Source organism: Pseudonocardia sp. Ae331_Ps2 (assembly GCF_001932405.1).
In the GTDB taxonomy this organism is placed as follows: Bacteria; Actinomycetota; Actinomycetes; order Mycobacteriales; family Pseudonocardiaceae; genus Pseudonocardia.
Map to the genome: position 1 here is coordinate 1,206,974 of NZ_MCIM01000001.1, position 21,506 is coordinate 1,228,479.

Sequence of the window (21,506 nt, forward strand, 5' to 3'; positions counted from 1 at the left end):
CTAGCGTCCTTCCCCGCGCCGGTACGGCTCGCCGAGCCGGGCCGGTGGCCGTAGTCGTTGCGAGGCCGCCGCGAGCACGATCAGCGTCACCAGCTGCGGGGCGTAGGAGGCGAACTCGCTCGGCACGGTGTCGACCGACCAGTAGATCGCGTACACCAGCAGCCCCGCGACGAGCGCGACGGCGGCGGCGGTCCACATCCGGCGGATCGCCCACAGCACCGCGACGACGACCGCGACCAGCGTCGCGCCGTAGAGCAGCGCGTGCACCGCCTCGCCCCCGGCACGCAGCTGCAGGCCGTCGACGTAGCCGAACAGCGCCGAGCCGACGAGCAGCCCGGCCGGCCGCCAGTTGCCGAAGATCATCGCGGCGAGACCGATGTACCCGCGGCCGCCGACCTGGTTCTCCAGGTAGCCGAGCTGGCCGGGGTTGAGCACCAGCGCCGCGCCACCGAGCCCGGCGAGCGCGCCGGAGATCGTGACGGCGACGTACTTGTGCAGCACGACGTTGACACCGAGCGACTCCGCGGCCACCGGCGACTCGCCCGCACTGCGCAGCCGCAGCCCGAACGCCGTCCGCCACAGCACGAGGTAGCTCACCGGGACCAGCGCGACCCCGATGATCAGGATCGGCGTCAGGCCGGTGACCAGCCCGGACAGCAGCCCGGCGAGGTCGGAGACGAACACCCGTTGCTGGGCCTGCAGCGCCGCGAGGCCGTCGGAGACCCCGGGGATCGAGAACTCGGTGAACCCCTGCAGCCGCGGGGACTGGCGCGGGTTCTGCGAGACCGGCGTGAACACCAGCGTGGCCAGGTACTTCGTCAGGCCAGTGCCGAGCAGGGTGATCGCGACGCCGGAGACGATGTGGTTGACGTTGAACGTCACCGTCGCGACGGCGTGCAGCAGCCCGCCGAGCGCGCCGAACACCAGCCCGCCGAGCATCGCCGCCCACGGGCCCCACTGGTAGCCGGCCCAGGCCGCGCCCCAGGTGCCGAGCACCATCATGCCCTCGAGGCCGATGTTGATGATCCCGGCGCGTTCGGCCCAGAGGCCGCCCAGGCCGGCGAGCAGGATCGGCAGCCCGAGCCGGACCGCGGCGGACGCGGTGCCGCCGGAGGTCAGCTGGGTCTGGCCGGTCAGCGTCACCGTGATCGCCAGGCCCGCGACGAGCGCGGCCGCGATCAGCGCCGACCGGGCCCAGCCGGGCAGGGTCCGCGCACGTTCTCCGACCGCGGTCACGACGACACCTCCGCGGGTTGCGGTGCGGGAGCCGCGGCGGCGACCCGCCGTTGCTCGGCCCGCCGCTCGACCCGGCGGACGATCTCGTAGGCGACGACCACCGACAGCACGATCAGGCCCTGCATGATCAGCACGATCTCCCGCGGGATGCCGACGACGTCGAGCGCCACCGCGGACTTGTCCAGGAACGCCCACAGCAGCGCGCCCAGCGCGATGCCGACGGGGTGGTTGCGTCCCAGCAGCGCGATCGCGATGCCGGTGAAGCCGTAGCCCTGCGGCGAGGACAGCGTGTAGGCGTGGTCGCGCCCGAGCAGCTCGGGCAGCCCGACCAGCCCGGCGACGGCGCCGGAGAGCAGCAGCGCGACGACGATCGTGCGGCGCGCGTTCACCCCGCCGGTCGCGGCGGCCGTCGCCGACTCGCCCGAGGCGCGCAGCTCGAAACCGAACCGGGTGCGCCCGAGCAGGAACCAGTAGCCCACGCCCAGCGCGGCGGCGACGAACACCATCCCGAAGATCTCGCCGTTGCCGACCCCGATGCCGGGGAACCAGCCCGACTCCGGGATCGGCGGGGTGGTGATGTTGTTGCCCCGCAGCTCGCCGAAGGTCTCGGCGCGGATCAGGTAGGCGATCAGCCCCGTGGCGATCGCGTTCAGCATGATCGTCGAGATGACCTCGGAGACCCCGCGGTAGGCCTTGAGCAGCGCCGGGATCGCGACCCAGGCCGCACCGGTCAGCAGCGCCACCACCATGATCAGCACGGTGTGCAGGACCGGCGGGAGCGCCACCGTCCCGCCGACGATCGCGGCGACGCAGGCGGCGACCCGGAACTGGCCCTCCACACCGATGTTGAACAGCCGCATCTGGAAGCCGATCGCGACGGCCAGCGCGGCGAGGTAGTAGACGGCGGCGGAGTTCACGGTGTCCACGACGACCGTGCCCGACCCGACCTGCCCGAGGATGGTCGTGACCGCCGTCCACGGCGACGCCCCGCTGATCACCAGCGCGACCCCGCACAGCAGGGCGGCGACCGCGATCGCCAGTACGGGCGCGACGACGGCGCCCCGCAGCCGGCTCACGTGGCTGCTCCGGTCATCTTGGTACCCAGCTCCTCGGGGGTCACGGTCGCGGGATCGGCGGTGCCGACCAGCCGCCCGCCGGAGATGACGGCGAGGGTGTCGGACAGGCCGATCAGCTCGTCCAGGTCGGCCGAGACCAGCAGCACCGCGAGCCCGGCGGCCCTGGCCCGACGCAGCTCGGCCCAGATCCCGGCCTGCGCGCCCACGTCGACGCCACGGGTCGGGTGGGCCGCGATGAGCAGCACCGGGTCGCCGGACAGCTCCCGTCCGACGACGAGCTTCTGCTGGTTGCCGCCGGACAGCGCGGCGGCCATGACGTCGATGCCGGGGGTGCGGACGTCGAAGTCGCGCACGATCCGCTCGGTGTCGGTGCGCGCGGCGGCGGTGTCCAGCAGCCCGCGCCGGGCGATCGGCGGCCGGGACTGGAACCCGAGGATCCGGTTCGCCCACAGCGGCTGCTCGCCGAGCAGGGCGTGGCGGGACCGGTCCTCGGGGACGTAGCCGATGCCGGCCTCGCGGCGGGACATCGTCGACGCCGCCGAGATGTCGGTGCCGTTGAGCAGCACCCGGCCACGGGCGTGCCTGCGCATGCCCATGACCGTCTCGACGAGCTCGGTCTGGCCGTTGCCCTCGACGCCGGCGATGCCCAGCACCTCACCGGCGTGCACGACGAGGTCGACGCCGTCGAGCAGGTCGCGGCCGCCGTCCGGGCTCGGCAGCCCCAGCCCCTCGACGCGCAGCACCTCCCGGTCGGTCACGGTCGAGTCGCGGGTCTCCGGCGAGGGCAGCTCCGAGCCGACCATCATCTCCGCCAGCTCGCGGTTGGTGACGGTCCGCGGGTCCGCGGTGCCCACCGTGCGGCCGCGCCGGATCACGGTGATCCGGTCGGCGACCGCGCGGACCTCGTCGAGCTTGTGCGAGATGAACAGGAACGTGTAGCCGTCGCCCTGCATCGCGCGCACGGTCGCGAACAGCTCGTCGACCTCCTGCGGGACCAGCACCGCGGTCGGCTCGTCGAGGATCACCGTGCGGGCACCGCGGTAGAGCACCTTGAGGATCTCGATGCGCTGCCGGTCTGCGACGCCGAGGTGCTCGACGAGCGCGTCCTGCCGGGCGGCGAGCCCGACCGTCGCGGACAGCTCGGCGATCCGCGCGCGGGCCGCCTTCCCGATGCCGTGCAGGCGCTCGGCACCGAGCAGCACGTTCTCGGCGACCGTCAGGTTGTCGGCCAGCATGAAGTGCTGGTGGACCATCCCGATCCCCGCGGCGATGGCGTCGGCGGGGCTGCGGAAGTGCGTGTCCGTCCCGTCGACGACGATCGTGCCCTCGTCGGGCGTCTGCATCCCGTAGAGGATCTTCATCAGGGTCGACTTGCCGGCCCCGTTCTCGCCGCAGAGGGCGTGGACCTCACCGTGGGTGACGGTGAGGTCCACGCCGTCGTTCGCGACGACGCCGGGGAACCGCTTGGTGATCCCGCGCAGTTCGACCGCGTGGCGCTCCTCGGTCACTTCGTGGACTTGACGTCGATCTGTCCGGCGATGATCGCGGCCTTGTACGCCTCGAGCTGCGGGACGATGTCGTCGACCTGGCCACCGGAGGTGGAGTAGCCGACACCGTTGTTGGCGAGGTCGAACCGCGCCGGGAGCTGGGCGACCGTGTTGCCCGCGACCGCGTTGACGTAGTCGTAGACCGCCACGTCGACCCGCTTGATCATCGACGTCATGATCGTGTCGCGGACCTGGGTCAGCTGCGGCGAGTTGTACTGGTCGGAGTCGACGCCGATCGCCTTCTTCTGCGCGGTCTGCGCGGCGGCGAAGACACCCTGGTTCGACTGGCCCGCCGCGGCGAAGGAGATGTCGGCACCGCCGTCGTACTGGCCGGAGGCGATCTCGGTGGCGCGGGTGGCGTCGTTGAAGCCGGTGAAGTCACCCGCCGGGGAGATGTAGGCCGACTCGACGTCGATGCTCGGCGCGACGGCCTTGGCGCCCTGCGCGTAGCCGGCGTCGAACTTCTGGATCAGCGGGTTGTCGACGCCGCCGATGAACCCGACCTTGCAGGTCGAGGTCTTCAGCGCCGCCGCGGCACCGACCAGGAACGAGCCCTGCTCCTCGGCGAAGACCAGCGGCTTGACGTTCGGCAGCTCCACCGTGTCGTCGTCGACGATGGCGAACTGGACGTTCGGGAACTCGGTCGCGACGGTCTTCACGCCGGTGGCGTAGTTGAAGCCGACCGCGATGATCGGGTTGAACCCGCTCTGGGCGAGCTGGCGCAGGCGGTTGGTGCCGGCGTCCTCGCTCTCGCCCGCCTGGGCGGTGGCCTCACGCGTGTTGGCCTTCTGCAGGCCCAGCTCGGCGACGGCGCGGTCGAGCCCGGCGGCAGCAGCGTCGTTGAACGAGGCGTCGCCGCGGCCGCCGATGTCGTAGGCGAGCCCGACCTTCAGCCTGCTCGCGTCCGCCTTCGGGGCCTCCGGCGCCGGCTGGGCCGACGCGGCCGGGACCGACGGCGGCGCGACGCGCTCGCACTCCCCGGCCTGGGCCCCGCCGCCCCCGCCCGTGTCGCGCGCGCACCCCGCGAGCGTGAGTGCCGCCGCGGCCACGAGCGCGATCGCGGTCGCGTACCGGCCCCTGCCTCCGATGCGCTGGTTGATCCGCACGAGGTGTCCTCCCCCTCCGGCGCCACCGGTCGGCGGCGCGTGTCCGGACGGGACCGTAACTGCTGGACAACGGTTTCGGCAGAACTCGAAACACGGCCGTGACGCGGAATCGTCGAGCGGTTGACGGACGGTACCGTCCGCGCACCCGGACGATCTTGTACCGGGAGGTGACCGCTGTCGTCGAGGAGGACCGATGGATCGCGCGGAACGTACGGTGCAGGCGCCGCCGGAGCGGGTGTGGGAGCTGGTCTCCGACATCACCCGGGCGGGTGAGTGGAGCCCGGAGGCCACCGGGGGGCGGTGGCGGGGCGACGCGACCGGGCCCGCGGTGGGTGCGCGATTCACCGGCGGCAACCGGAACGGCCGGATCCGCTGGTCGACGCACTGCCGGGTCACCGAGTGCGAGCCGCCGCACCGGTTCACCTTCGTCGTGACCGAGTCGCGGACGGCCTGGGGCTGGGTCCTGGAGCCTGCGGGCGACGGGGCGACGACCGTCGTCGCCTGGCGGGAGAAGGTCGGCGAGGCGGCGCTGCCGGTACGGCTGCTGCAACGCAGCGGGATCCTGGGCCGGGACCGCGAGACCCTGATGCGCGACGGGCTGGAGCGCAGCCTGGACCGGGTCAAGGAGATCGTCGAGCAGTGACCCCTGACCACTGAGCACTGAGCTGGGCACTGGGCTGGGCACTGGGCTGGGCACTGGGCTGGGCACTGGGCTGGGCACTGGGCACGACCGGCGGCCGGGCATGATCGCCAGGAGTGGAGCGCGGGACGCAGTGCACTCGCCGGGGCGCTCCACTCCTGGCGATCATCGTCCGGAGGCCGCGGCGCGCAGTGCCGGTCCCCGGCGGTCCGGTGCGACGACGTGCGGCGGTGGGCCATGCTGCACCGGTGACCGCCTCCCCAGGACGTGCATGCCGTGCCACGCCGCTCGCGCTCCTCGTGGTGGTGCCGCTGCTCGTGGTGCTGACGCTGCTCGGACACCCCGGGACCGCGGCCGCCGCCTCCGGGACCGCGGCGGCCCCGAGCGGGGTGCCCGGCGCCGCGACGGTCACCGCGACAGCAGGATGTCCGGGCCAGGACGCCCCGCCCGGTCCGCCCGCTCGGGAGGAGACGGCGCCGGTCACCCCGCTGCCCGTGCCGTCGCCGGCGGTCGGCGGGCTCGACGGCTGCGGTGACGCCCACGCCGGGTCGGTGCCGCCCCCGCCCGTGGGGGTGGCGTCCTACGTGGTCGCCGATCTCGACTCCGGTGCCGTGCTCGCCGCCCGGGCCCCGCACGCGCGGGAACGTCCGGCGTCGACGATCAAGCTGCTGCTCGCGCTGGTCGTCGACGAGCGGCTGCCGATGGACCGGGTGGTCGTGGGCACCACCGAGGATGCGAACGTCGACGGCAGCCGGGCCGGGATCGGCCCCGGTGGGCGCTACACCGTCGACCAGCTGCTGCACGGGCTGCTGCTGTCCTCGGGCAACGACGCCGCGAACGCCCTGGCCCGCGAGCTGGGCGGCGTCCCGGCGACGCTGGCGGCGATGCGTGAGGAGGCCGCCGGCCTGGGTGCACTCGACACCCGCCCCGCGACGCCCGCCGGTCTCGACGGCCCGGGGATGTCCTCCTCGGCCTACGACCTGAGCCTGCTGCTGCGCGCCGCGTTGGAACGGCCGCGGATCGCGGCCGCGCTGACCACCCGGAACATCCCCTTCCCCGGGTTCGCCGACAAGCCCGGCTTCCTGCTCGGCAACGACGACCGGCTGCTCGGCACCCCCGGCTTCCTCGGCGGGAAGAACGGCTTCACCGACGCCGCCCGGCACACCTTCGTCGGCGCGATGGAGCGCGACGGGCGACGCCTGGTCGTCGCCGTGGTGCGCGGCGAGCAACGGCCGGTGCGGATGGTCGACCAGGCCCGGGCCCTGCTGGACTGGGGCTTCGGCGCCCCGGCCACCGGGATCGGGACGCTGGTCGAGCCCGGCACCACCGGTTCCGCCGACGGCTCGGGAACGACCCCGGGCGTCGCGGCCCCCGCCGGCGGTGCCGACGGCGCGACATCGGCGTCCGGAGGAGGCGCGGACGGGGCGACGGGGCGCACCGACGAGGCGACGACGGCCGACGCCCCGGATCCCGCGGGCGCCCCGCCGGTTCCGGCCGCGGTGCTGGTCGGCGGGGTCGCCGCGCTCGCCGGCGTCGGGGCGCTGGTGGCCGCGCGGCTGCGCCGGGGTCGTTGACCCGGGCCCGGACGACGATCTGCGGACGCACGGACCACCGCGGCGGCCTGGGGACTCTCCTCCACGCACCGTTCGCCGGCTGGACGTTCGTCGGGCCCCGCCCGGGATCCCACTCCTGATCTCCCCGGCACCCCGGGGCCGGGCGCGGGACGCGGGGGCGCCTGGTGCGTAGTCGCTTACCGGGTAAGCGAGTTCGTGGGGCCCCGTCCCCACAGCCCCGCGGACGACCCGCACGACGGCCACCGTTCCGCAGGCGGCGCCGCGCCCGAGCCGGCGCCGCACCGGTGAGCGCCGTCCGCGGTCAGCGCCCTACCCGGTCAGCGCCGTCGGCGCCCCAGGACCCGCAGGCCGAGCGCTCCACCGATCAGGCCCGCGGTCAGCAGGCCCGCCGAGGCCAGCGCGCCCGGACCGTCGCGGACGACGTACTGCGGCCGGATGATCGCCGGGGCGGGCAGGTCGCGGGGACCCTGGTCGTTCTCCTCGGCGCTGGCGGCCCAGGCGGTGACGAACAGCAGGAACCGGGAGGTGAAGAAGATGAAGATGAGCAGACCGAGGATCGACCCGAACGCGGCCCCGGCCGGTGAGGCGCCGATGGTCGCGAGGTAGACGACCATGACGCGCTGCAGGATGGCGAACCCGATCGCGCCGAGCAGCGCCGCCTTCACCGCGCTGCGCAGGGTGACGGGCTCGCGCGGGAGCCGCGCGATCACCCACAGGAAGACCAGCCAGTTCCCGCCGATGCCGACCAGGAACGACAGGACGCTGAGCAGGAACCGGGCCCAGCCCACGTCACCGAGACCGACCAGGCCGAGCAGCGACGAGCCGAGTGCCCCGGTCACCGAGGCGATCGCGAAGGACGCCACCAGGGCGAGCCCCAGACCGACCAGGGCGAGCAGGTCGAACGCGAGCCGCTTGATCATCGGTGGGGCTTCGTCGCGCTGACCCCACTGCTCGGTCAGCGCCTCGCGCAGGTTGCTCATCCAGCCGATGCCGGAGTACAGCGCACCGATCAGACCGACCGCGCCGATCGCGCCAGCGCGGTTGATCGCGGTGTCGACGACCTGCCCGAGCGTCTGGCCGAGGTCGCCGGGAGCGGCGCTGGTGATGCCGTCCCGCAGCTGCGCCACCAGATCCGGGTTCCCCCGCAGCACGAAACCGGCGATCGCGAAGCCCACCATCAGCAGCGGCACCAGCGCCAGGATCGAGAAGTAGGTGATCGCCGCGGCGTAGTGGTCGCCGTGGTTCTCGGTGTAGCGCTCCCCCGCCCGCACCAGGTGGTCCAGCCACGGATGCTTCTCCCGCTGGCGGTCGAGGAAGGTGTCGGTCTCCTCCTCGTCGGTCTCCAGCCGGTGCGCGATCGTGGCGGCGCGGTTCTCGGCCATCATTCCCCCGGTTCGGTGGTACTCCCCGCCCCGGGCGCGCGGCTCAGACGGGCGGGAGGAACCCGATCCTCTCGTGAACCGCGGCCAGTGTCGCGCCGGACACCTCACGCGCACGGGTGGCACCGCGGGCGAGCACCCGGTCGAGTTCGGCCGGGTCGGCCAGATAGCCGTTCACCTTCTCCGCGAACGGCTCCGCGAACGCGGCGACGATCTCGCCCAGGTCCTTCTTCAGGTCGCCGTAGCCGCGGCCGACGTACTCGGCCTCGACCTCGGCGACCTTCCGGTCGGTCATCGCCGCGTTGATGGTGAGCAGGTTCGCGATGCCCGGCTTGTTCTCCGGGTCGAAGCGGATCTCGCGCTCGTTGTCGGTGACCGCGGAGCGGATCTTCTTCGCCGAGGTCCGCGGCGGGTCGAGGAGCTCGACGATCCCGCTGGGCGACGACGCCGACTTGCTCATCTTCGCCGTCGGGTCCTGCAGGTCGTAGATCTTCGCCGTGGCCTGCGGGATGTGGGGCTCGGGCACCCGGAACGTCTCGCCGAACCGGTGGTTGAACCGCTGCGCGAGGTTGCGGGTCAGCTCCAGGTGCTGGCGCTGGTCCTCGCCGACCGGGACGCGGTCGGCCTGGTAGAGCAGGATGTCCGCGGCCTGCAGGATCGGGTAGGTGAACAGCCCGACCGTCGCCCGGTCGGTGCCCTGCTTGGCGGACTTGTCCTTGAACTGGGTCATCCGGCCGGCCTCGCCGAAGCCGGTGATGCACTCCAGGATCCAGGACAGCCGCGCGTGCTCCGGCACGTGCGACTGCACGAACAGCGTGCAGCGGTCCGGGTCGAGCCCCAGCCCGAGGAGCTGCGCGGCCGCGACCCGGGTCCGCCGGGCCAGCTCGGCCGGGTCGTGCTCCACCGTGATCGCGTGCAGGTCCACGACGCAGTAGAACGCCTCGTGGTCGTCCTGCAGGGCCACCCACTGCCGCAGCGCACCCAGGTAGTTGCCGAGGTGGAACGAGTCGGCCGTGGGCTGGATCCCGGACAGCACCCGGGGACGGTGGGCGTCGTTCATGCCCGCCATCGTTCCCTACCGTCGGTCATCTCGGGCGCACCGGGGACACCGGGGACACCGAGTCCCTGGCGAACGCCCGCCCGCACTGCTCGCAGTCCAGCCGCACACGGAGCGGCTGCCCGCAGGCCCGGTGGCGGATCGTGAAGTCGATCGGGGCGCCGTCCGCGCCGCACCAGCGGTGCGACCACTCGACCAGGCAGGCGTGGATCGGGAAGCAGGCGCGTCCCTTGTCGGTGAGGCGGTACTCGCCGTCGCCGCTGCGGCTGAGCACCCCGAGCCCGACGAAGCGGCGCAACCGGTCCGACAGCACCTCCGGGGAGATCGCCAGCTCGTGGGCGAAGCAGCTGAACGCCCGGACGCCGGTGAGTGCGGCGCCGATGACCGCGGCGCCCCACCGGTCGCCGATGATCTCCATGGCGCCGGGGAGGAAGGAGAGCGGGTCGGCGGGCAGCGTGCCGCGGGTGCGCCGCGGGTGCCGGCGGGCCAGCACATCCAGTCCCGGTGCCCACGGCTCGCGCTCGACCTCGGTGTCCCGCGGGCCGACCTCGCCGCCGCAGGTAGCGCAGCACACCCGCACCCGGGTGGGGCGCCCGCAGTCGCGGTGCACGATCTCGGGCAGCGGGACCTCGCGCGGGACCCAGGTCTTCTCCCAGTCCCAGGTGCAGATCAGCAGCTTCCAGATGTCCCCGCCGCGCTCGGTGAGGACGTAGCCGCGGCGCTCACGGCCGCCGTCGGCGTAGCTGCAGGTCTCGAGCAGGCCCGCCTCGACGAGCCCGCGCAGCCGCGCCGACAACGTCGCGTCGGAGATGTTGAGGGTCTCCCGCCACCCCGCGTACCGGCTGACCCCGAGGAACGCACGCTGGAGGATCAGCAGCGTCCAGGTGTCGGCGAGCAGGCCGAGACCGCGCCCGACGGCGCCCAGCTGCTGCGGCCGCACCCGCTCGCCTCCCTTGACCCCGGACTGCGCAAGATCGTACCGTTGTCTCACTCTGCCGATCGAAGTCGCACCCGGGTGTGTGACCGTCGGCGGGGTGGGCCGGATCCGGGGGGTCGGCCCACCGGCCGGGGCGGACGTCCTGCGGCAGCGCGGTGAGGGGGCTGCGTCAGCTGCGGGGCGTCGTCCCGGTCAGCACGTCACCCGTTCTCCCGGCTCCCCCGGCCGTTCTCCCGCTCCGGCTCCTCGGGCTGCGGGGCGGCCTCGTCCCCCACCGCCTCGGCCGTCACCGCCTCGACGCTCACGACGCCCTTGTCGAGGTCGATCGGGCCCAGCCGCCACTGCTGCCCGCCCTGCGCGGCGTCCGAGTCCTCGTGCATCCGCTTCCGCGGGAACATCTCTCCGAGCACACCCATGCCGCCACCGTACGGCGATCGGCGGCCGGGCCGGTCCCACGCGGCCGAGGGCGACGCGGGACCGGCCGGGCTCGAACCAGGCCCGGGCCGGAGTCAGGCCGGGGTCAGGCCGGGGTCAGCGGCAGCATCCGCGGCCCGTCGCCCGACGCCGGGGTGAGCACGCGGGGCTCGCCGCGGTAGGTCGTCGTCCGCTGCCGGACCGGGCGACCGGCCGCCGCGGCGATCGCGGTGAGCTCGGCGACCGAGCGCTCGGAGCCGTTCTCCGAGCCGGCCATCCGGGAGATCGTCTCCTCCATCAGCGTGCCGCCCATGTCCTCGGCGCCCCCGGCCAGGATGTCCGCGGCGAGGTCGTCGCCGAGCTTCACCCAGGAGCACTGGACGTGGTCGATCCGTCCGTGCAGCGCGAGCCGGGCGAACGCGTGCACCGCCCGGTTGTCGCGCTCCGTCGGACCCGGTCGGGCGATTCCGGCCAGGTAGATCGGGGCGTTGTGGTGCACGAACGGCAGCGGCACGAACTCGGTGAACCCTCCGGTGCGGTCCTGGATCGACGCCAGGGTGCGCAGGTGCCCGAGCCAGTGCCGGGGCTCGTCGACGTGGCCGTACATCATCGTCGAGCTGCTCGGGATCCCCAGCTCGTGTGCGGTCGAGACGACCTCGATCCACTGCGACGCCGGCAGCTTGCCCTTGGTCAGGACCCAGCGGACCTCGTCGTCGAGGATCTCGGCGGCGGTGCCCGGGATCGAGCCGAGCCCGGCGGCCTTCAGCTCGGTCAGCCACTCCCGGATCGACACGCCGGCCTTCGCGGCGGCGGAGACGATCTCCATCGGGGAGAACGCGTGCACGTGCATCCCGGGCACGGCCGCGGTGACCGCGCGGACCAGGTCGGCGTAGAACGACACCGGCAGCTGGGGGTCGATGCCGCCCTGCACACAGACCTCGGTGGCGCCGTCGCGGGCGGCCTCGGCGGCGCGCTGGGCGACCTCGTCGAGCGAGAGCCGGAAGGCGTCGGCGTCGCGCTCGCGCTGGGCGAAGGCGCAGAACCGGCAGCCGACGTAGCAGACGTTCGAGAAGTTGATGTTCCGGTTGACCACGTAGGTGACGTCGTCCCCGTTGACCTGCCGGCGCACGTCGTCGGCGAGGTCGAGCAGGGTGCGCAGCGCGGGCCCGTCGGCGGTCAGCACGGCCATCGCCGCGTCGGCGTGCGCCGGGTCGAGCAGCGCAGCCGGGTCGGACGCGGCCAGGTCCAGCCCGGCCCGGACGTCGGAGTCGAGCCGCTCCGGCGCCGCCCCGTGCCCGGCGCGCTGGTGCTCCAGCTCGGCGGCCACCTCGTTCCAGTCGCCGTAGACGTCACCGAAGTCGCTGCGTCGGTCCTCGGTGCGCCCGGTGGTGTCGATCGTGGAGTTCAGGTCGGTGCGCCCGGTCGAGGCGAACCCGCCGTCGGGCTCCTGCCACGCCCGCCCCTCCACGACGGCGTCGGGCCGGGCGAGCCCGTCCGGTCCGGACAGCGCGGCGACGTGGCCGTGCAGCCGCGCGTCGATCCACGGCGACCCGGCCCGCACGTACTTCGGGTAGGCGGTGAGCCGCTCCCGCAGCGTGAAGCCCTCGGCCGCGGTGATCGCGGCCAGCTCGTCGACGGCCGGCCACGGCATCTCCGGGGACACGTGGTCCACCGTCACCGGGGAGACACCGCCCCAGTCGTCGATCCCGGCGCGCAGCATCAGCGCCTGCTCGTCGCCGACGAGGTTCGGCGGGGCCTGCAGCCGCACCTTCGGGCCGAGCACCAGCCGGGCGACGGCGATCGTCGCGGCGAGGTCGTGCAGGTCGGCGTCGGGGTCGTTCGCCATCGCGGTGTCCGGCTTCGCCCGGAAGTTCTGGACGATCACCTCCTGCACGTGCCCGTGCGCGCGGGCCGCCGAGCGGATCGCGAACAGCGACTCGGCCCGCTCGGTGCGGTTCTCCCCGATGCCGATCAGGATGCCGGTGGTGAACGGGACGCCGACGCGGCCGGCGTCGGTGAGGGCGCGCAGCCGGACCGCGGGCTCCTTGTCGGGGCTGCCGAAGTGCGGGCCGCCCTTCTCGAACAGCCGCTGCGAGGTCGTCTCCAGCATCATCCCCATGCTGGCCGCGACCGGCTTGAGCCGGGTCAGCTCCTCCCAGCTCATGACGCCCGGGTTGAGGTGCGGCAGCAGCCCGGTCTCCTCCAGGACGGCGATCGCGCACGCCCGGACGTAGTCCAGCGTCGAGTCGTAGCCCCGCGCCTCGAGCCACTCACGAGCCTGCGGCCAGCGGTCCTCGGGGCGGTCGCCGAGGGTGAACAGGGCCTCCTTGCAGCCCTGCGCGGCGCCCTGACGGGCGATCTCGACGACCTCGTCGCGCTCCAGGTACATGTCCTCGAGCCTGTGCGGGACGGTCGCGAACGTGCAGTAGTGGCAGCGGTCGCGACAGAGCCGGGTCAGCGGGATGAAGACGTTGCGGGAGTAGGTGACGACGCCGGGGCGGCCCTCCTCGACGAGTCCGGCGTCGCGGACCCGGCCGGCGTGGCCGAGCAGCTCCTCCAGGTGCTCACCGCGGGCGGCGAGCAGCACCGCGGCCTCGGTGACGTCGAGGGTCGACCCGTCGCGGACCCGGCGCAGGGCCCGGCGGAACGCGGAGTCCGAGGGGACCGGCTCGGCGGGCGCGGGGGTCGGGAGGGGTACCGGCGGGACGGCCTCGGTCGGGAGGGGTACCGGCGGGACGGCCTCGGCCGGGACGGGGGCGGCAGGAGTATCGGCCATGCCACCCACACTAGGTTTCGCGGAACACCGCAGCGACCGTCCGTTTCCCGGCGATGGATCACGCCCGGTACGGGAATAGGGCTCAGGCGACCTCGGCGGGCGTGCCGCCGGTGACGGCGACGAGCTCGTCGAACGTCGTCGGGAACACCGAGCGGGCCACCCCGCCCGCCGCCCAGACCCGGTCGAACCCGCCCAGCGCGACGTCGACCAGGGTGCGGACCGGCGCCGGGTGCCCGACGGGGGCGACCCCGCCGATGACCTGCCCGGTGGCCTCACGCACGAACTCCTTCGACGCCCGTCCGACCCGCTGCGCGCCGACCAGGGCCGCGACCCGGTCGGTGTCCACCCGGTGCGCGCCGGAGGTGAGGACGAGCAGCGGGGCGCCGTCGGCGTCGAAGACCAGCGAGTTCGCGATCTGGCCGACCTCGACCTCCAGCGCGGCGGCCGCCGCGGCGGCGGTGGTCACCGCGTCGGGCAACAGCACCAGGCCCGCGATCGACGCGGGATCGGCACCGGCCCGGCGCAGCGCCTCCTTCACGGCGGCGACGCGGGGGTGGTCGGCGGGGTGTTCGACGCTCGGGCTCACCCGGGACATCCTGCCCGCACCGCGCCGCGGCCGCTGCCGGGTTCCCCGGAGGTTCCTCGTCAGCGGTTCCTCAGAGGACGGCGAGGACCAGCAACACGACGACGACCACGGCCAGCACCCCGGCCACGCCCAGCAGGATCCAGCGGTTGCGGCCGAGGTCCCCACCCTGGGACCGGGGCCGGGCACCGCGTTCGAACAGCTCGGCGGCCCGGTCGTGGGTCGGGCGGTCGGCCGGGTCGTCGGCGGTGAGGCCGTCCAGGACCGTCGCGAGCGCGCTGCCCGCCGGCGGGCGCGGGCCCACCGCCTCGCGCAGGACGACGCCGAGACACCACAGGTCCGCGGCCGGGGTGTCGGCGCCCTCGGGAGCGGCGGGCGCACCGGTCCCGCCGGGGCGCGGGCCGACCGCGCGGGCGAGACCGACGTCGGTGAGCAGGGCGCGGCCCTCCGCGGTGATCAGCACCGCGTCGGCGTCGAGCCCGCCGTGGGTGCCGCCGTCGGCGTGCACCGCCCGCAGCGCGGCCAGCACGTCCCGCCCGACCAGCACGACCTGCCGGGGCGACGGCGGCTCCGCCTCGACGACCGCGCCCAGCGGCCGTGCGTCCGGGTGCTCGGTGACCAGGTACTCGCGCATGTCCCCGGCCGAGGACCGGTCGGTGACCAGGTCCAGCACCCCGACGACCGACGGGTGCCGCAGCCGTCCGGCCGCCCGGACCTCGGTCAGCAGCCGCTCCCGGACCCCCGCGACCGGGGGCAGCGCGATCTCGGTGACGGCGACGGTGCGGCCGGTGATGCGGTCCTCGGCGCGGTGGGTCGGCCCGAAGCCGCGGCGGCCCAGCTCGTCGAGCAGCAGGTAGCGGCCGCCGACCATCCGTCCGGCGATCACACGGCCCCCAGCCGGACGACGACGGGGGCGTGGTCGGAGAAGCGCCGGTCGTGCGCGGGTGCCCGGTCCACGACGGCCTCGTACGCCGCGTCGGCGAGCCCGGGCGTGGTGAGCAGGTGGTCGATCCGCCACCCGGTGTCGTTGTCGAAGGCCCGCCCGCGGTAGCTCCACCACGAGTACGGCCCGTCGACGCCCGGGTGCCGTTCGCGCACCACGTCGCGCCAGCCGTGTTCGAGCAGCTTCGCGAACCACTCCCGCTCGTGCGGCAGGAAACCGGAGTTGCGCCGGTTCCCGCGCCAGTTGCGCAGGTCCAGCTCGGTGGGCGCGATGTTCCAGTCCCCGCCGACGACCATCTCCCGGCCGGTCGCGGCGCACCGGTCGAACGCGGTGCGCAGGTGGTCGCCGAACGCGGCGCAGAACGCGTCCTTGGCGTCCTGCTTCGGTGTGCCCGCCTCACCCTTGGGCAGGTACAGCGAGGCCACGGTGAGCCCACCCGGCAGGTCCACCTCGAGATAGCGGCCGTCGAGGTCGGTCGCAGGGTCGGTGCTGTTGCTCGCTCCGCGGGCTCCGCTCGGGAGACCGATCCGTACGGCCTCCGGCTCGTCACGGCTCAGCACGGCGACGCCGTTGCGCCCCTTCGCCGTCAGCGAGGGCGCCAGCCGCAGGTGCCAGCCGCCCGCGTCGAGCGCGGCCAGGAAGGCGGCCGGCAGCTCGTCGGGCAGGGCCCGGACCTCCTGCAGGCAGACCGCCCGCGCGTCGGTCGCGGCCAGCCACTCCAGCAGCCCCTTGGTGGTGGCGGCACGGACCCCGTTGACGTTGACCGTGGCGAGGGCGTTCACGCCGTCTACTGTGCCGCACCCATGATCACGCTGCGCGACGGGTTCAGCACCGGCTGCCCGGGGTCGCGGCGACGGAGTCCACCGGGACCCACTGGTTCTGCTCGGTGAGCTTGCGGAAGCCGCCGTCGACGATCGTCTCGGCCGCGACCTCGGTGCCGACCGGCAGCGTGCGGACCGGTGCCGCCGAGTTGCCGGGGGCCGCGCGCACCGTGACCTGCTCGCCCTGCACGACGACACGGCAGCCGGTCGTCTCCAGATCGCCCGTGACACCGCCGTAGGCGAGTGCGACGGCCGTCAGGCCGACACCGATGAGCCCCACCAGCGGCCAGCCCCTCAGGAGGGACTTCCGGGTGAGCCCGAAGACCTTCGCCACCGTGGTTCCCCTCCCGTCGGACGCTGCCGCCGACCACGGTAGCCGGTCCGCGGCCACGGGCTCGACCATCACGGGGGTGTCGGGCCGGTTACTCCTACGGGCGTGCGGAGCCGGTGAACAGATAGCGTGTGGCCCAGTCAGCGGGTCGCCGCGCCGGGGACCCGCCCGGTCGTCCCGGGCCCGTCCGCCGGCGCCGTCGCGGCCCGCTCGCTGGACACGGCAGCACACACGACGAGCCGAGGCAGGCCTGAGGACGCGATGAAGCTCACCTACACGTACACCGACGAGGCGCCGGCGCTGGCGACCCACTCCTTCCTGCCGGTCATCGAGGCGTTCGCCGGACAGGCCGGGGTCGACGTGGAGACCCGCGACATCTCCCTCGCCGCCCGGATCCTGGCGAAGTTCCCGGACCGGCTGACCGAGGCCCAGCGCGTCCCGGACTCGCTGGCCGAGCTGGGCGAGCTGGCGAAGACCCCGGACGCCAACATCATCAAGCTGCCGAACATCTCGGCGTCGATCCCGCAGCTCAAGGCGGCCATCACCGAGCTGCAGGGTGCCGGCTACGACGTACCGGACTACCCGGAGAACCCGCAGACCGAGCAGGAGAAGGCGGCCCGCGCCGCCTACGACTCGGTCAAGGGCTCCGCGGTCAACCCGGTGCTGCGCGAGGGCAACTCCGACCGCCGCGCCCCGCTGTCGGTGAAGAACTTCGCCCGCAAGCACCCGCACTCGATGGGCGCGTGGAGCCCCGACTCCACCAGCCACGTCGCCACCATGGACGAGGGCGACTTCCGCCACTCCGAGACCTCGTTCACCGCCGCCGGTGACGGCGCGGTCCGCATCGAGCACGTCGCCGCCGACGGCACCGTCACGGTGCTGAAGGAGAAGATCGCGCTGCTGGACGGCGAGGTGTTCGACGGCGCCGTCATGCGTCGCGAGGCACTGCGGGCCTTCCTCGCCGAGCAGGTCGCCGACGCCAAGGCCAAGGGCGTGCTGTTCTCGGTGCACCTCAAGGCCACGATGATGAAGGTCTCCGACCCGATCATCTTCGGGCACGCCGTCCGCGCCTACTTCGCCGACGTCTTCGACTCCTACGGCGACGACCTCGCCTCCGTCGGCGCCGACCCCGACGACGGTCTCGCCTCGATCCTGACCGCGCTGGAGAAGCTGCCCGCCGACAAGCGCGAGGCGATCGAGAAGGCCATCACCACCGCCTACGAGACCGGCCCGGCCCTGGCCCAGGTCGACTCCTCGCGCGGCATCACCAACCTGCACGTCCCCAGCGACGTCATCATCGACGCCTCGATGCCGGCCGCCATCCGCTCCTCCGGGAAGATGTGGAACGCCGACGACGCCCTGCAGGACACCAAGTTCGTCATCCCGGACTCGTCCTACGCCCCGCTCTACGACGAGACCGTCAAGCACTGCCAGGCCAACGGCGCCTTCGACCCGACGACGATGGGCACCGTCCCGAACGTCGGCCTGATGGCGCAGAAGGCCGAGGAGTACGGCAGCCACGACAAGACCTTCGAGATCGCCTCCGCCGGCACCGTGCGCGTCGTCGACGCGGCCACGGGCGAGGAGAAGCTGTCGCACGAGGTCGGCGAGGGTGACATCTGGCGCGGCTGCCAGACCAAGGACGCCCCGATCCGCAACTGGGTCGGGCTGGCCGTCGAGCGGGCCCGGGCCACCGGCTCCCCCGCCGTCTTCTGGCTGGACTCCGCGCGCGCCCACGACGCGCAGCTGATCGCGAAGGTCGAGAAGTACCTGGGCGAGCACGACACCGACGGCCTGACCATCGAGATCCTCCCGATCGCCGAGGCCACCCGCTACACCCTGGAGCGGACCCGCAAGGGCGAGGACACCATCTCGGTCACCGGCAACGTGCTGCGCGACTACCTCACCGACCTGTTCCCGATCATGGAGCTGGGCACGTCGGCGAAGATGCTGTCGATCGTCCCGCTGATGAACGGCGGCGGCCTGTTCGAGACCGGCGCCGGTGGGTCCGCGCCGAAGCACGTGCAGCAGCTGCAGAAGGAGAACCACCTGCGGTGGGACTCCCTCGGCGAGTTCCTCGCGCTGGCCGTCTCGCTGGAGATGCTGGCGTCGAAGACCGAGGAGCCGCTGCGGGCGAAGCTGCTCGGCCAGACCCTCGACGAGGCCACCGGCAGGCTGCTGGAGAACGGGAAGTCGCCGTCGCGCAAGGTCGGGGAGCTCGACAACCGCGGCAGCCACTTCTACATCGCGCTGTACTGGGCGCAGGCCCTCGCCGCGCAGACCGAGGACACCGAGCTGGCCGCGATCTTCGCCCCGCTCGCCGAGAAGCTCGCCGCCGCCGAGGACACGATCGTCGGTGAGCTGAACGCGGTCCAGGGCGACCCGGTCGACCTGGGCGGCTACTACTACGTCGACCGCGCGAAGACCGACGCGATCATGCGGCCGAGCGCCACGTTCAACGCGGCGATCGACGCCTTCGCCGGCAAGTAGCCCCACCGGCGACGGCCCGTCCCCCGCTACCGGGAGGGCGGGCCGTCGCCGTGTCGGGACGACCACCATCCGTGGACCCGTTCGCGACACCACACCGCCGTCCGGGTGGCCGGAGGGTGATCGTTGCGATCATCGAGTGATCATGAGCGACGCCGTGGGCGACGTCACTGACCCGTCCGGCGCAACCCCGGTCACGGTCCGACCGTACTCGCCGGTACAATTACGTTAGCTATGATCATCATCGCCCTGCCCCGCACCAGCCCGACCGGGCCGCGCTCCCCCGCCCCGTCGGGCGCTCCGGTGCGAGTACCGCGGGCGACGAGCACCGGCCCCGGCCGTCCGGGCAGCAAGCGCCCCGCCGGCCCACGCCGGCCACCCACCAGGCGTCCCGCCGGGCCCGAGACGACCGGCGGCAGCCGGAGCTGAACCCGGCCCGGACCGGGGCGGGGTCAGCTGATCGTCAGCGAGCCCTGCGTGATCGTCAGCGCGAGCAGCAGGACGACGACGCCGAACCCGCCGTACACCAGCGCGTCGGCGTAGCGGCCGCGGATCGCGAGCAGCCCGACCCGGTCCGGCGGCAGCGCCACCCGCAGCCCCGCGGCGACCAGCATCGCCACCGCCAACGCCGCGGACCCCTCGCGCCAGTGCTCGGTCACCACCCGCTGCAGACCGACCAGGGACACCCCGAGGACGACGAGCAGCGGCCAGTGCGCCCGCAGCCGGGCCCGCAGACCGTGCCCGGAGCGGGTCTCCACCATCACTGCCCCCTGCTGTCCGTCACTCCGACAAGCTCCGCTCGGCGGCCTCGACGACGTTCGTCAGCAGCATTCCTCGGGTCATCGGCCCCACACCACCCGGCATCGGCGCCAGCAGTCCGGCGACCTCGGCGACCTCGGGGGCCACGTCACCGACCAGACCCAGGTCGGTCCGGGTCACCCCGACGTCGAGCACCGCGGCGCCCGGCTTGATCTGGTCGGCGGTGATGAGCCCGGCCCTCCCCGCGGCGGCGACGACGACGTCGGCCTCCCGCAGGTGCGCCGTCAGATCCCGGGTGCCGGTGTGGCATAGGGTGACGGTCGCGTTCTCCGAGCGGCGGGTCAGCAGCAGCCCCAGCGGGCGGCCGACGGTCACGCCGCGACCCACCACGACGACCCGCGCCCCGTCCAGCTCGACACCGAACCGGCGGCACAGCTCGACGATGCCGCGCGGGGTGCACGGCAGCGGTCCCGGCTCGCCGAGGACCAGCCGGCCCAGGTTCGTCGGGTGCAGGCCGTCGGCGTCCTTGCCCGGGTCGACCCGCTCCAGCGCGGCGCCGGCGTCGAGGCCGCCCGGGAGCGGGAGCTGCACGATGAAGCCCGTGCAGGTCGGGTCGGCGTTCAGCTCGTCGATCGTGTCCTCGACCTGCGTCTGGCTCGCGTCGGCGGGGAGCTCACGCTGCAGCGAGGTGATCCCGACCTTGGCGCAGTCGCGGTGCTTGCCGCGCACGTAGGCGTGTGACCCGGGGTCGTCACCGACCAGCACCGTGCCCAGGCCGGGGGTCACCCCGGCGGCGGTCAGCTTCTCGACACGGCCCCGCAGGTCGTCGAGCAGCTCCGCCAACGTCGCCTTGCCGTCCATCACGCGTGCGCTCACCCGGGCATCCTCTCAGGCAGCGCCCGGGCCGGTCGAACCTGACCGGAGGACGCCCGCGTGCCGGGCGGGTAGGGGACGCCGCCCCAGCGACCTGCGACGACGGTCCGATCGCGTGCAACCGGGGCACAGGCCGGGGTCTGGCCGTACGGAGGGGCGATGAACGATCTCCATGAGAGGAGAATCACACCACCGGTGCACGGCCGGTCATGAACTCGACGAGGAGTTTTCCATGAGCGTGGAGAGCGACACCGCGGGAGCACAGGCTGCTGCCCCGCCCGCCCCGGCAGCAGCCGCCCCGGCAGGCAACCCGGCCCTGATGGGTCTCATCTGCTTCCTGCCGTCCGGCATCACGCTGGGCCTGTGGTTCGTGGGCTATCTGGACACCACCGCGCTGCCCGGCGGCATGATCCCGATCCTGACCTTCTCGGCGGGCCTGTTCCTGTTGCTGTCGGCCATGGCCGCGCTGCGCGTCGGGGACAGCGTCACCGCCGCGATCTTCGCCGTCTTCTCCGCGTTCTGGACCAGCTTCGGCGTGCTGCTCATGGCGCTGAACAACGGCTGGATCATCGACGCCGGGACCGGGCAGGCGCTGTCCACCGAGCAGGTGGGGTCGATCCAGTCGACCTACCTGCTCTCCTTCACCCTGGTGTTCGTCCTGCTGACTCTGGCGACGCTGCGGCTGCCGCTGATGTTCACGATCGGCTTCGTGCTCGTCGACATCACCTTCGTACTGGCCTACATCGGCGTGACCGCGGGCAACGCGAGCTTGTTCCCGATCGCCGGGATCGCGACGTTCGCGTTCTGCCTCGTGTTCGCCTACATCCTGTTCGACGCGTTCGGCCAGACCCTGGGCGGACGCGCGATGTCGATGGGCGGACCGCTCGTCAGGTCCTGACCCCGTCGCGGCCCACCCGCGGGCCCCGCCGGTTCCTCCGGCGGGGCCCGCGGTGTGCCGCCCGGTCCC

General features: G+C 73.5%; 19 protein-coding genes and 1 pseudogene. 4 read left to right on the forward strand and 16 right to left on the reverse strand.

Annotated features, from left to right (window positions below; translation table 11 throughout):
• The 4 genes and pseudogenes from Ae331Ps2_RS05650 to Ae331Ps2_RS05665 all read right to left on the reverse strand — a co-directional run bounded on the left by Ae331Ps2_RS05650 (nt 1) and on the right by Ae331Ps2_RS05665 (nt 4,965).
• On the reverse strand, nt 1-1,236 hold the full coding sequence (locus tag Ae331Ps2_RS05650) for an ABC transporter permease (RefSeq protein ID WP_075310260.1): 1,236 nt from the start codon (nt 1,234-1,236) through the stop codon (nt 1-3).
• Nucleotides 1,233-2,312, reverse strand: a complete 1,080-nt coding sequence (locus Ae331Ps2_RS05655) for an ABC transporter permease (protein ID WP_020627201.1) — start codon at nt 2,310-2,312, stop codon at nt 1,233-1,235. Before Ae331Ps2_RS05655 ends, Ae331Ps2_RS05650 begins: the two co-directional genes overlap by 4 nt.
• Nucleotides 2,309-3,905 (reverse strand): annotated as a pseudogene (locus Ae331Ps2_RS05660) (ABC transporter ATP-binding protein). Before Ae331Ps2_RS05660 ends, Ae331Ps2_RS05655 begins: the two are co-directional and overlap by 4 nt.
• On the reverse strand, nt 3,817-4,965 hold the full coding sequence (locus Ae331Ps2_RS05665) for a BMP family protein (RefSeq protein WP_083695272.1): 1,149 nt from the start codon (nt 4,963-4,965) through the stop codon (nt 3,817-3,819). Before Ae331Ps2_RS05665 ends, Ae331Ps2_RS05660 begins: the two are co-directional and overlap by 89 nt.
• Nucleotides 4,966-5,158: 193 nt before the next feature.
• Between Ae331Ps2_RS05665 and Ae331Ps2_RS05670 the strand changes: the two genes are divergently transcribed.
• Complete coding sequence (locus tag Ae331Ps2_RS05670) at nt 5,159-5,608, forward strand: SRPBCC family protein (protein WP_075310258.1); 450 nt, start codon at nt 5,159-5,161, stop codon at nt 5,606-5,608.
• On the opposite strand, the gene Ae331Ps2_RS34160 is transcribed toward Ae331Ps2_RS05670, so the two are convergent.
• Nucleotides 5,586-5,774: a PT domain-containing protein gene (locus Ae331Ps2_RS34160; RefSeq protein ID WP_139319213.1), complete on the reverse strand. Its 189-nt coding sequence runs from the start codon at nt 5,772-5,774 to the stop codon at nt 5,586-5,588. The two genes, Ae331Ps2_RS05670 and Ae331Ps2_RS34160, sit on opposite strands and share 23 nt — an antisense overlap.
• 79 nt (nt 5,775-5,853) lie before the next feature.
• Here Ae331Ps2_RS34160 and Ae331Ps2_RS05680 point away from each other — a divergent pair, with 79 nt between their 5' ends.
• Nucleotides 5,854-7,179 (forward strand): D-alanyl-D-alanine carboxypeptidase family protein, encoded by a 1,326-nt coding sequence (locus tag Ae331Ps2_RS05680; protein ID WP_075310256.1) that lies wholly within the window; start codon nt 5,854-5,856, stop codon nt 7,177-7,179.
• Between the two features lie 317 nt (nt 7,180-7,496).
• Here Ae331Ps2_RS05680 and yhjD read toward each other — a convergent pair whose 3' ends face one another.
• The 9 genes from yhjD to Ae331Ps2_RS05725 form a co-directional block, all read right to left on the reverse strand.
• A complete protein-coding gene (gene yhjD, locus Ae331Ps2_RS05685; RefSeq protein ID WP_083696184.1) occupies nt 7,497-8,561 on the reverse strand; it encodes an inner membrane protein YhjD in 1,065 nt (354 codons plus the stop codon).
• A gap of 43 nt (nt 8,562-8,604) precedes the next feature.
• Nucleotides 8,605-9,618, reverse strand: a complete 1,014-nt coding sequence (gene trpS / locus Ae331Ps2_RS05690; protein WP_075310254.1) for a tryptophan--tRNA ligase — start codon at nt 9,616-9,618, stop codon at nt 8,605-8,607.
• 25 nt (nt 9,619-9,643) lie between these two features.
• Nucleotides 9,644-10,555 (reverse strand): helix-turn-helix domain-containing protein, encoded by a 912-nt coding sequence (locus tag Ae331Ps2_RS05695; protein ID WP_139318926.1) that lies wholly within the window; start codon nt 10,553-10,555, stop codon nt 9,644-9,646.
• A gap of 197 nt (nt 10,556-10,752) precedes the next feature.
• Complete coding sequence (locus Ae331Ps2_RS05700) at nt 10,753-10,968, reverse strand: hypothetical protein (RefSeq protein WP_075310250.1); 216 nt, start codon at nt 10,966-10,968, stop codon at nt 10,753-10,755.
• Between the two features lie 104 nt (nt 10,969-11,072).
• On the reverse strand, nt 11,073-13,742 hold the full coding sequence (locus tag Ae331Ps2_RS05705) for a bifunctional FO biosynthesis protein CofGH (protein WP_075310248.1): 2,670 nt from the start codon (nt 13,740-13,742) through the stop codon (nt 11,073-11,075).
• Between the two features lie 82 nt (nt 13,743-13,824).
• A complete protein-coding gene (locus Ae331Ps2_RS05710) occupies nt 13,825-14,337 on the reverse strand; it encodes a YbaK/EbsC family protein (RefSeq protein WP_051050060.1) in 513 nt (170 codons plus the stop codon).
• Between the two features lie 61 nt (nt 14,338-14,398).
• On the reverse strand, nt 14,399-15,211 hold the full coding sequence (locus tag Ae331Ps2_RS05715; RefSeq protein WP_075310246.1) for a protein kinase: 813 nt from the start codon (nt 15,209-15,211) through the stop codon (nt 14,399-14,401).
• Entirely contained in the window at nt 15,208-16,050 is an 843-nt protein-coding gene (locus Ae331Ps2_RS05720; RefSeq protein ID WP_075310244.1) for an exodeoxyribonuclease III, read from the reverse strand. Before Ae331Ps2_RS05720 ends, Ae331Ps2_RS05715 begins: the two co-directional genes overlap by 4 nt.
• Nucleotides 16,051-16,093: 43 nt before the next feature.
• The gene (locus Ae331Ps2_RS05725) at nt 16,094-16,423 is read right to left on the reverse strand and encodes a hypothetical protein (RefSeq protein WP_139318925.1); all 330 of its coding nucleotides are present in this window, start codon (nt 16,421-16,423) and stop codon (nt 16,094-16,096) included.
• Nucleotides 16,424-16,681: 258 nt separating this feature from the next.
• On the opposite strand from Ae331Ps2_RS05725, the gene Ae331Ps2_RS05730 reads away from it, so the two are divergent.
• Complete coding sequence (locus Ae331Ps2_RS05730) at nt 16,682-18,910, forward strand: NADP-dependent isocitrate dehydrogenase (protein WP_075310240.1); 2,229 nt, start codon at nt 16,682-16,684, stop codon at nt 18,908-18,910.
• 449 nt (nt 18,911-19,359) lie between these two features.
• Here the strand turns inward: Ae331Ps2_RS05730 and Ae331Ps2_RS05735 are convergent, their stop codons facing one another.
• Nucleotides 19,360-19,668, reverse strand: a complete 309-nt coding sequence (locus Ae331Ps2_RS05735) for a DUF3017 domain-containing protein (RefSeq protein WP_043276732.1) — start codon at nt 19,666-19,668, stop codon at nt 19,360-19,362.
• 19 nt (nt 19,669-19,687) lie between these two features.
• Complete coding sequence (locus Ae331Ps2_RS05740; RefSeq protein ID WP_075310238.1) at nt 19,688-20,542, reverse strand: bifunctional methylenetetrahydrofolate dehydrogenase/methenyltetrahydrofolate cyclohydrolase; 855 nt, start codon at nt 20,540-20,542, stop codon at nt 19,688-19,690.
• Between the two features lie 229 nt (nt 20,543-20,771).
• On the opposite strand from Ae331Ps2_RS05740, the gene Ae331Ps2_RS05745 reads away from it, so the two are divergent.
• A complete protein-coding gene (locus tag Ae331Ps2_RS05745) occupies nt 20,772-21,437 on the forward strand; it encodes a GPR1/FUN34/YaaH family transporter (protein WP_075310236.1) in 666 nt (221 codons plus the stop codon).
• Nucleotides 21,438-21,506: the final 69 nt, after the last annotated feature.

Excerpts from the sequence above, each read along its gene's own strand:
- Ae331Ps2_RS05670 (WP_075310258.1), top strand. The coding sequence starts at position 5,159 with ATGGATCGCGCGGAACGTACGGTGCAGGCGCCGCCGGAGCGGGTGTGG.
- Ae331Ps2_RS34160 (WP_139319213.1), bottom strand. The coding sequence starts at position 5,774 with ATGATCGCCAGGAGTGGAGCGCCCCGGCGAGTGCACTGCGTCCCGCGC.
- yhjD (WP_083696184.1), bottom strand. The coding sequence starts at position 8,561 with ATGGCCGAGAACCGCGCCGCCACGATCGCGCACCGGCTGGAGACCGAC.
- trpS (WP_075310254.1), bottom strand. The coding sequence starts at position 9,618 with ATGAACGACGCCCACCGTCCCCGGGTGCTGTCCGGGATCCAGCCCACG.
- Ae331Ps2_RS05700 (WP_075310250.1), bottom strand. The coding sequence starts at position 10,968 with ATGGGTGTGCTCGGAGAGATGTTCCCGCGGAAGCGGATGCACGAGGAC.
- Ae331Ps2_RS05705 (WP_075310248.1), bottom strand. The coding sequence starts at position 13,742 with ATGGCCGATACTCCTGCCGCCCCCGTCCCGGCCGAGGCCGTCCCGCCG.
- Ae331Ps2_RS05710 (WP_051050060.1), bottom strand. The coding sequence starts at position 14,337 with ATGTCCCGGGTGAGCCCGAGCGTCGAACACCCCGCCGACCACCCCCGC.
- Ae331Ps2_RS05730 (WP_075310240.1), top strand. The coding sequence starts at position 16,682 with ATGAAGCTCACCTACACGTACACCGACGAGGCGCCGGCGCTGGCGACC.
- Ae331Ps2_RS05735 (WP_043276732.1), bottom strand. The coding sequence starts at position 19,668 with ATGGTGGAGACCCGCTCCGGGCACGGTCTGCGGGCCCGGCTGCGGGCG.
- Ae331Ps2_RS05745 (WP_075310236.1), top strand. The coding sequence starts at position 20,772 with ATGAGCGTGGAGAGCGACACCGCGGGAGCACAGGCTGCTGCCCCGCCC.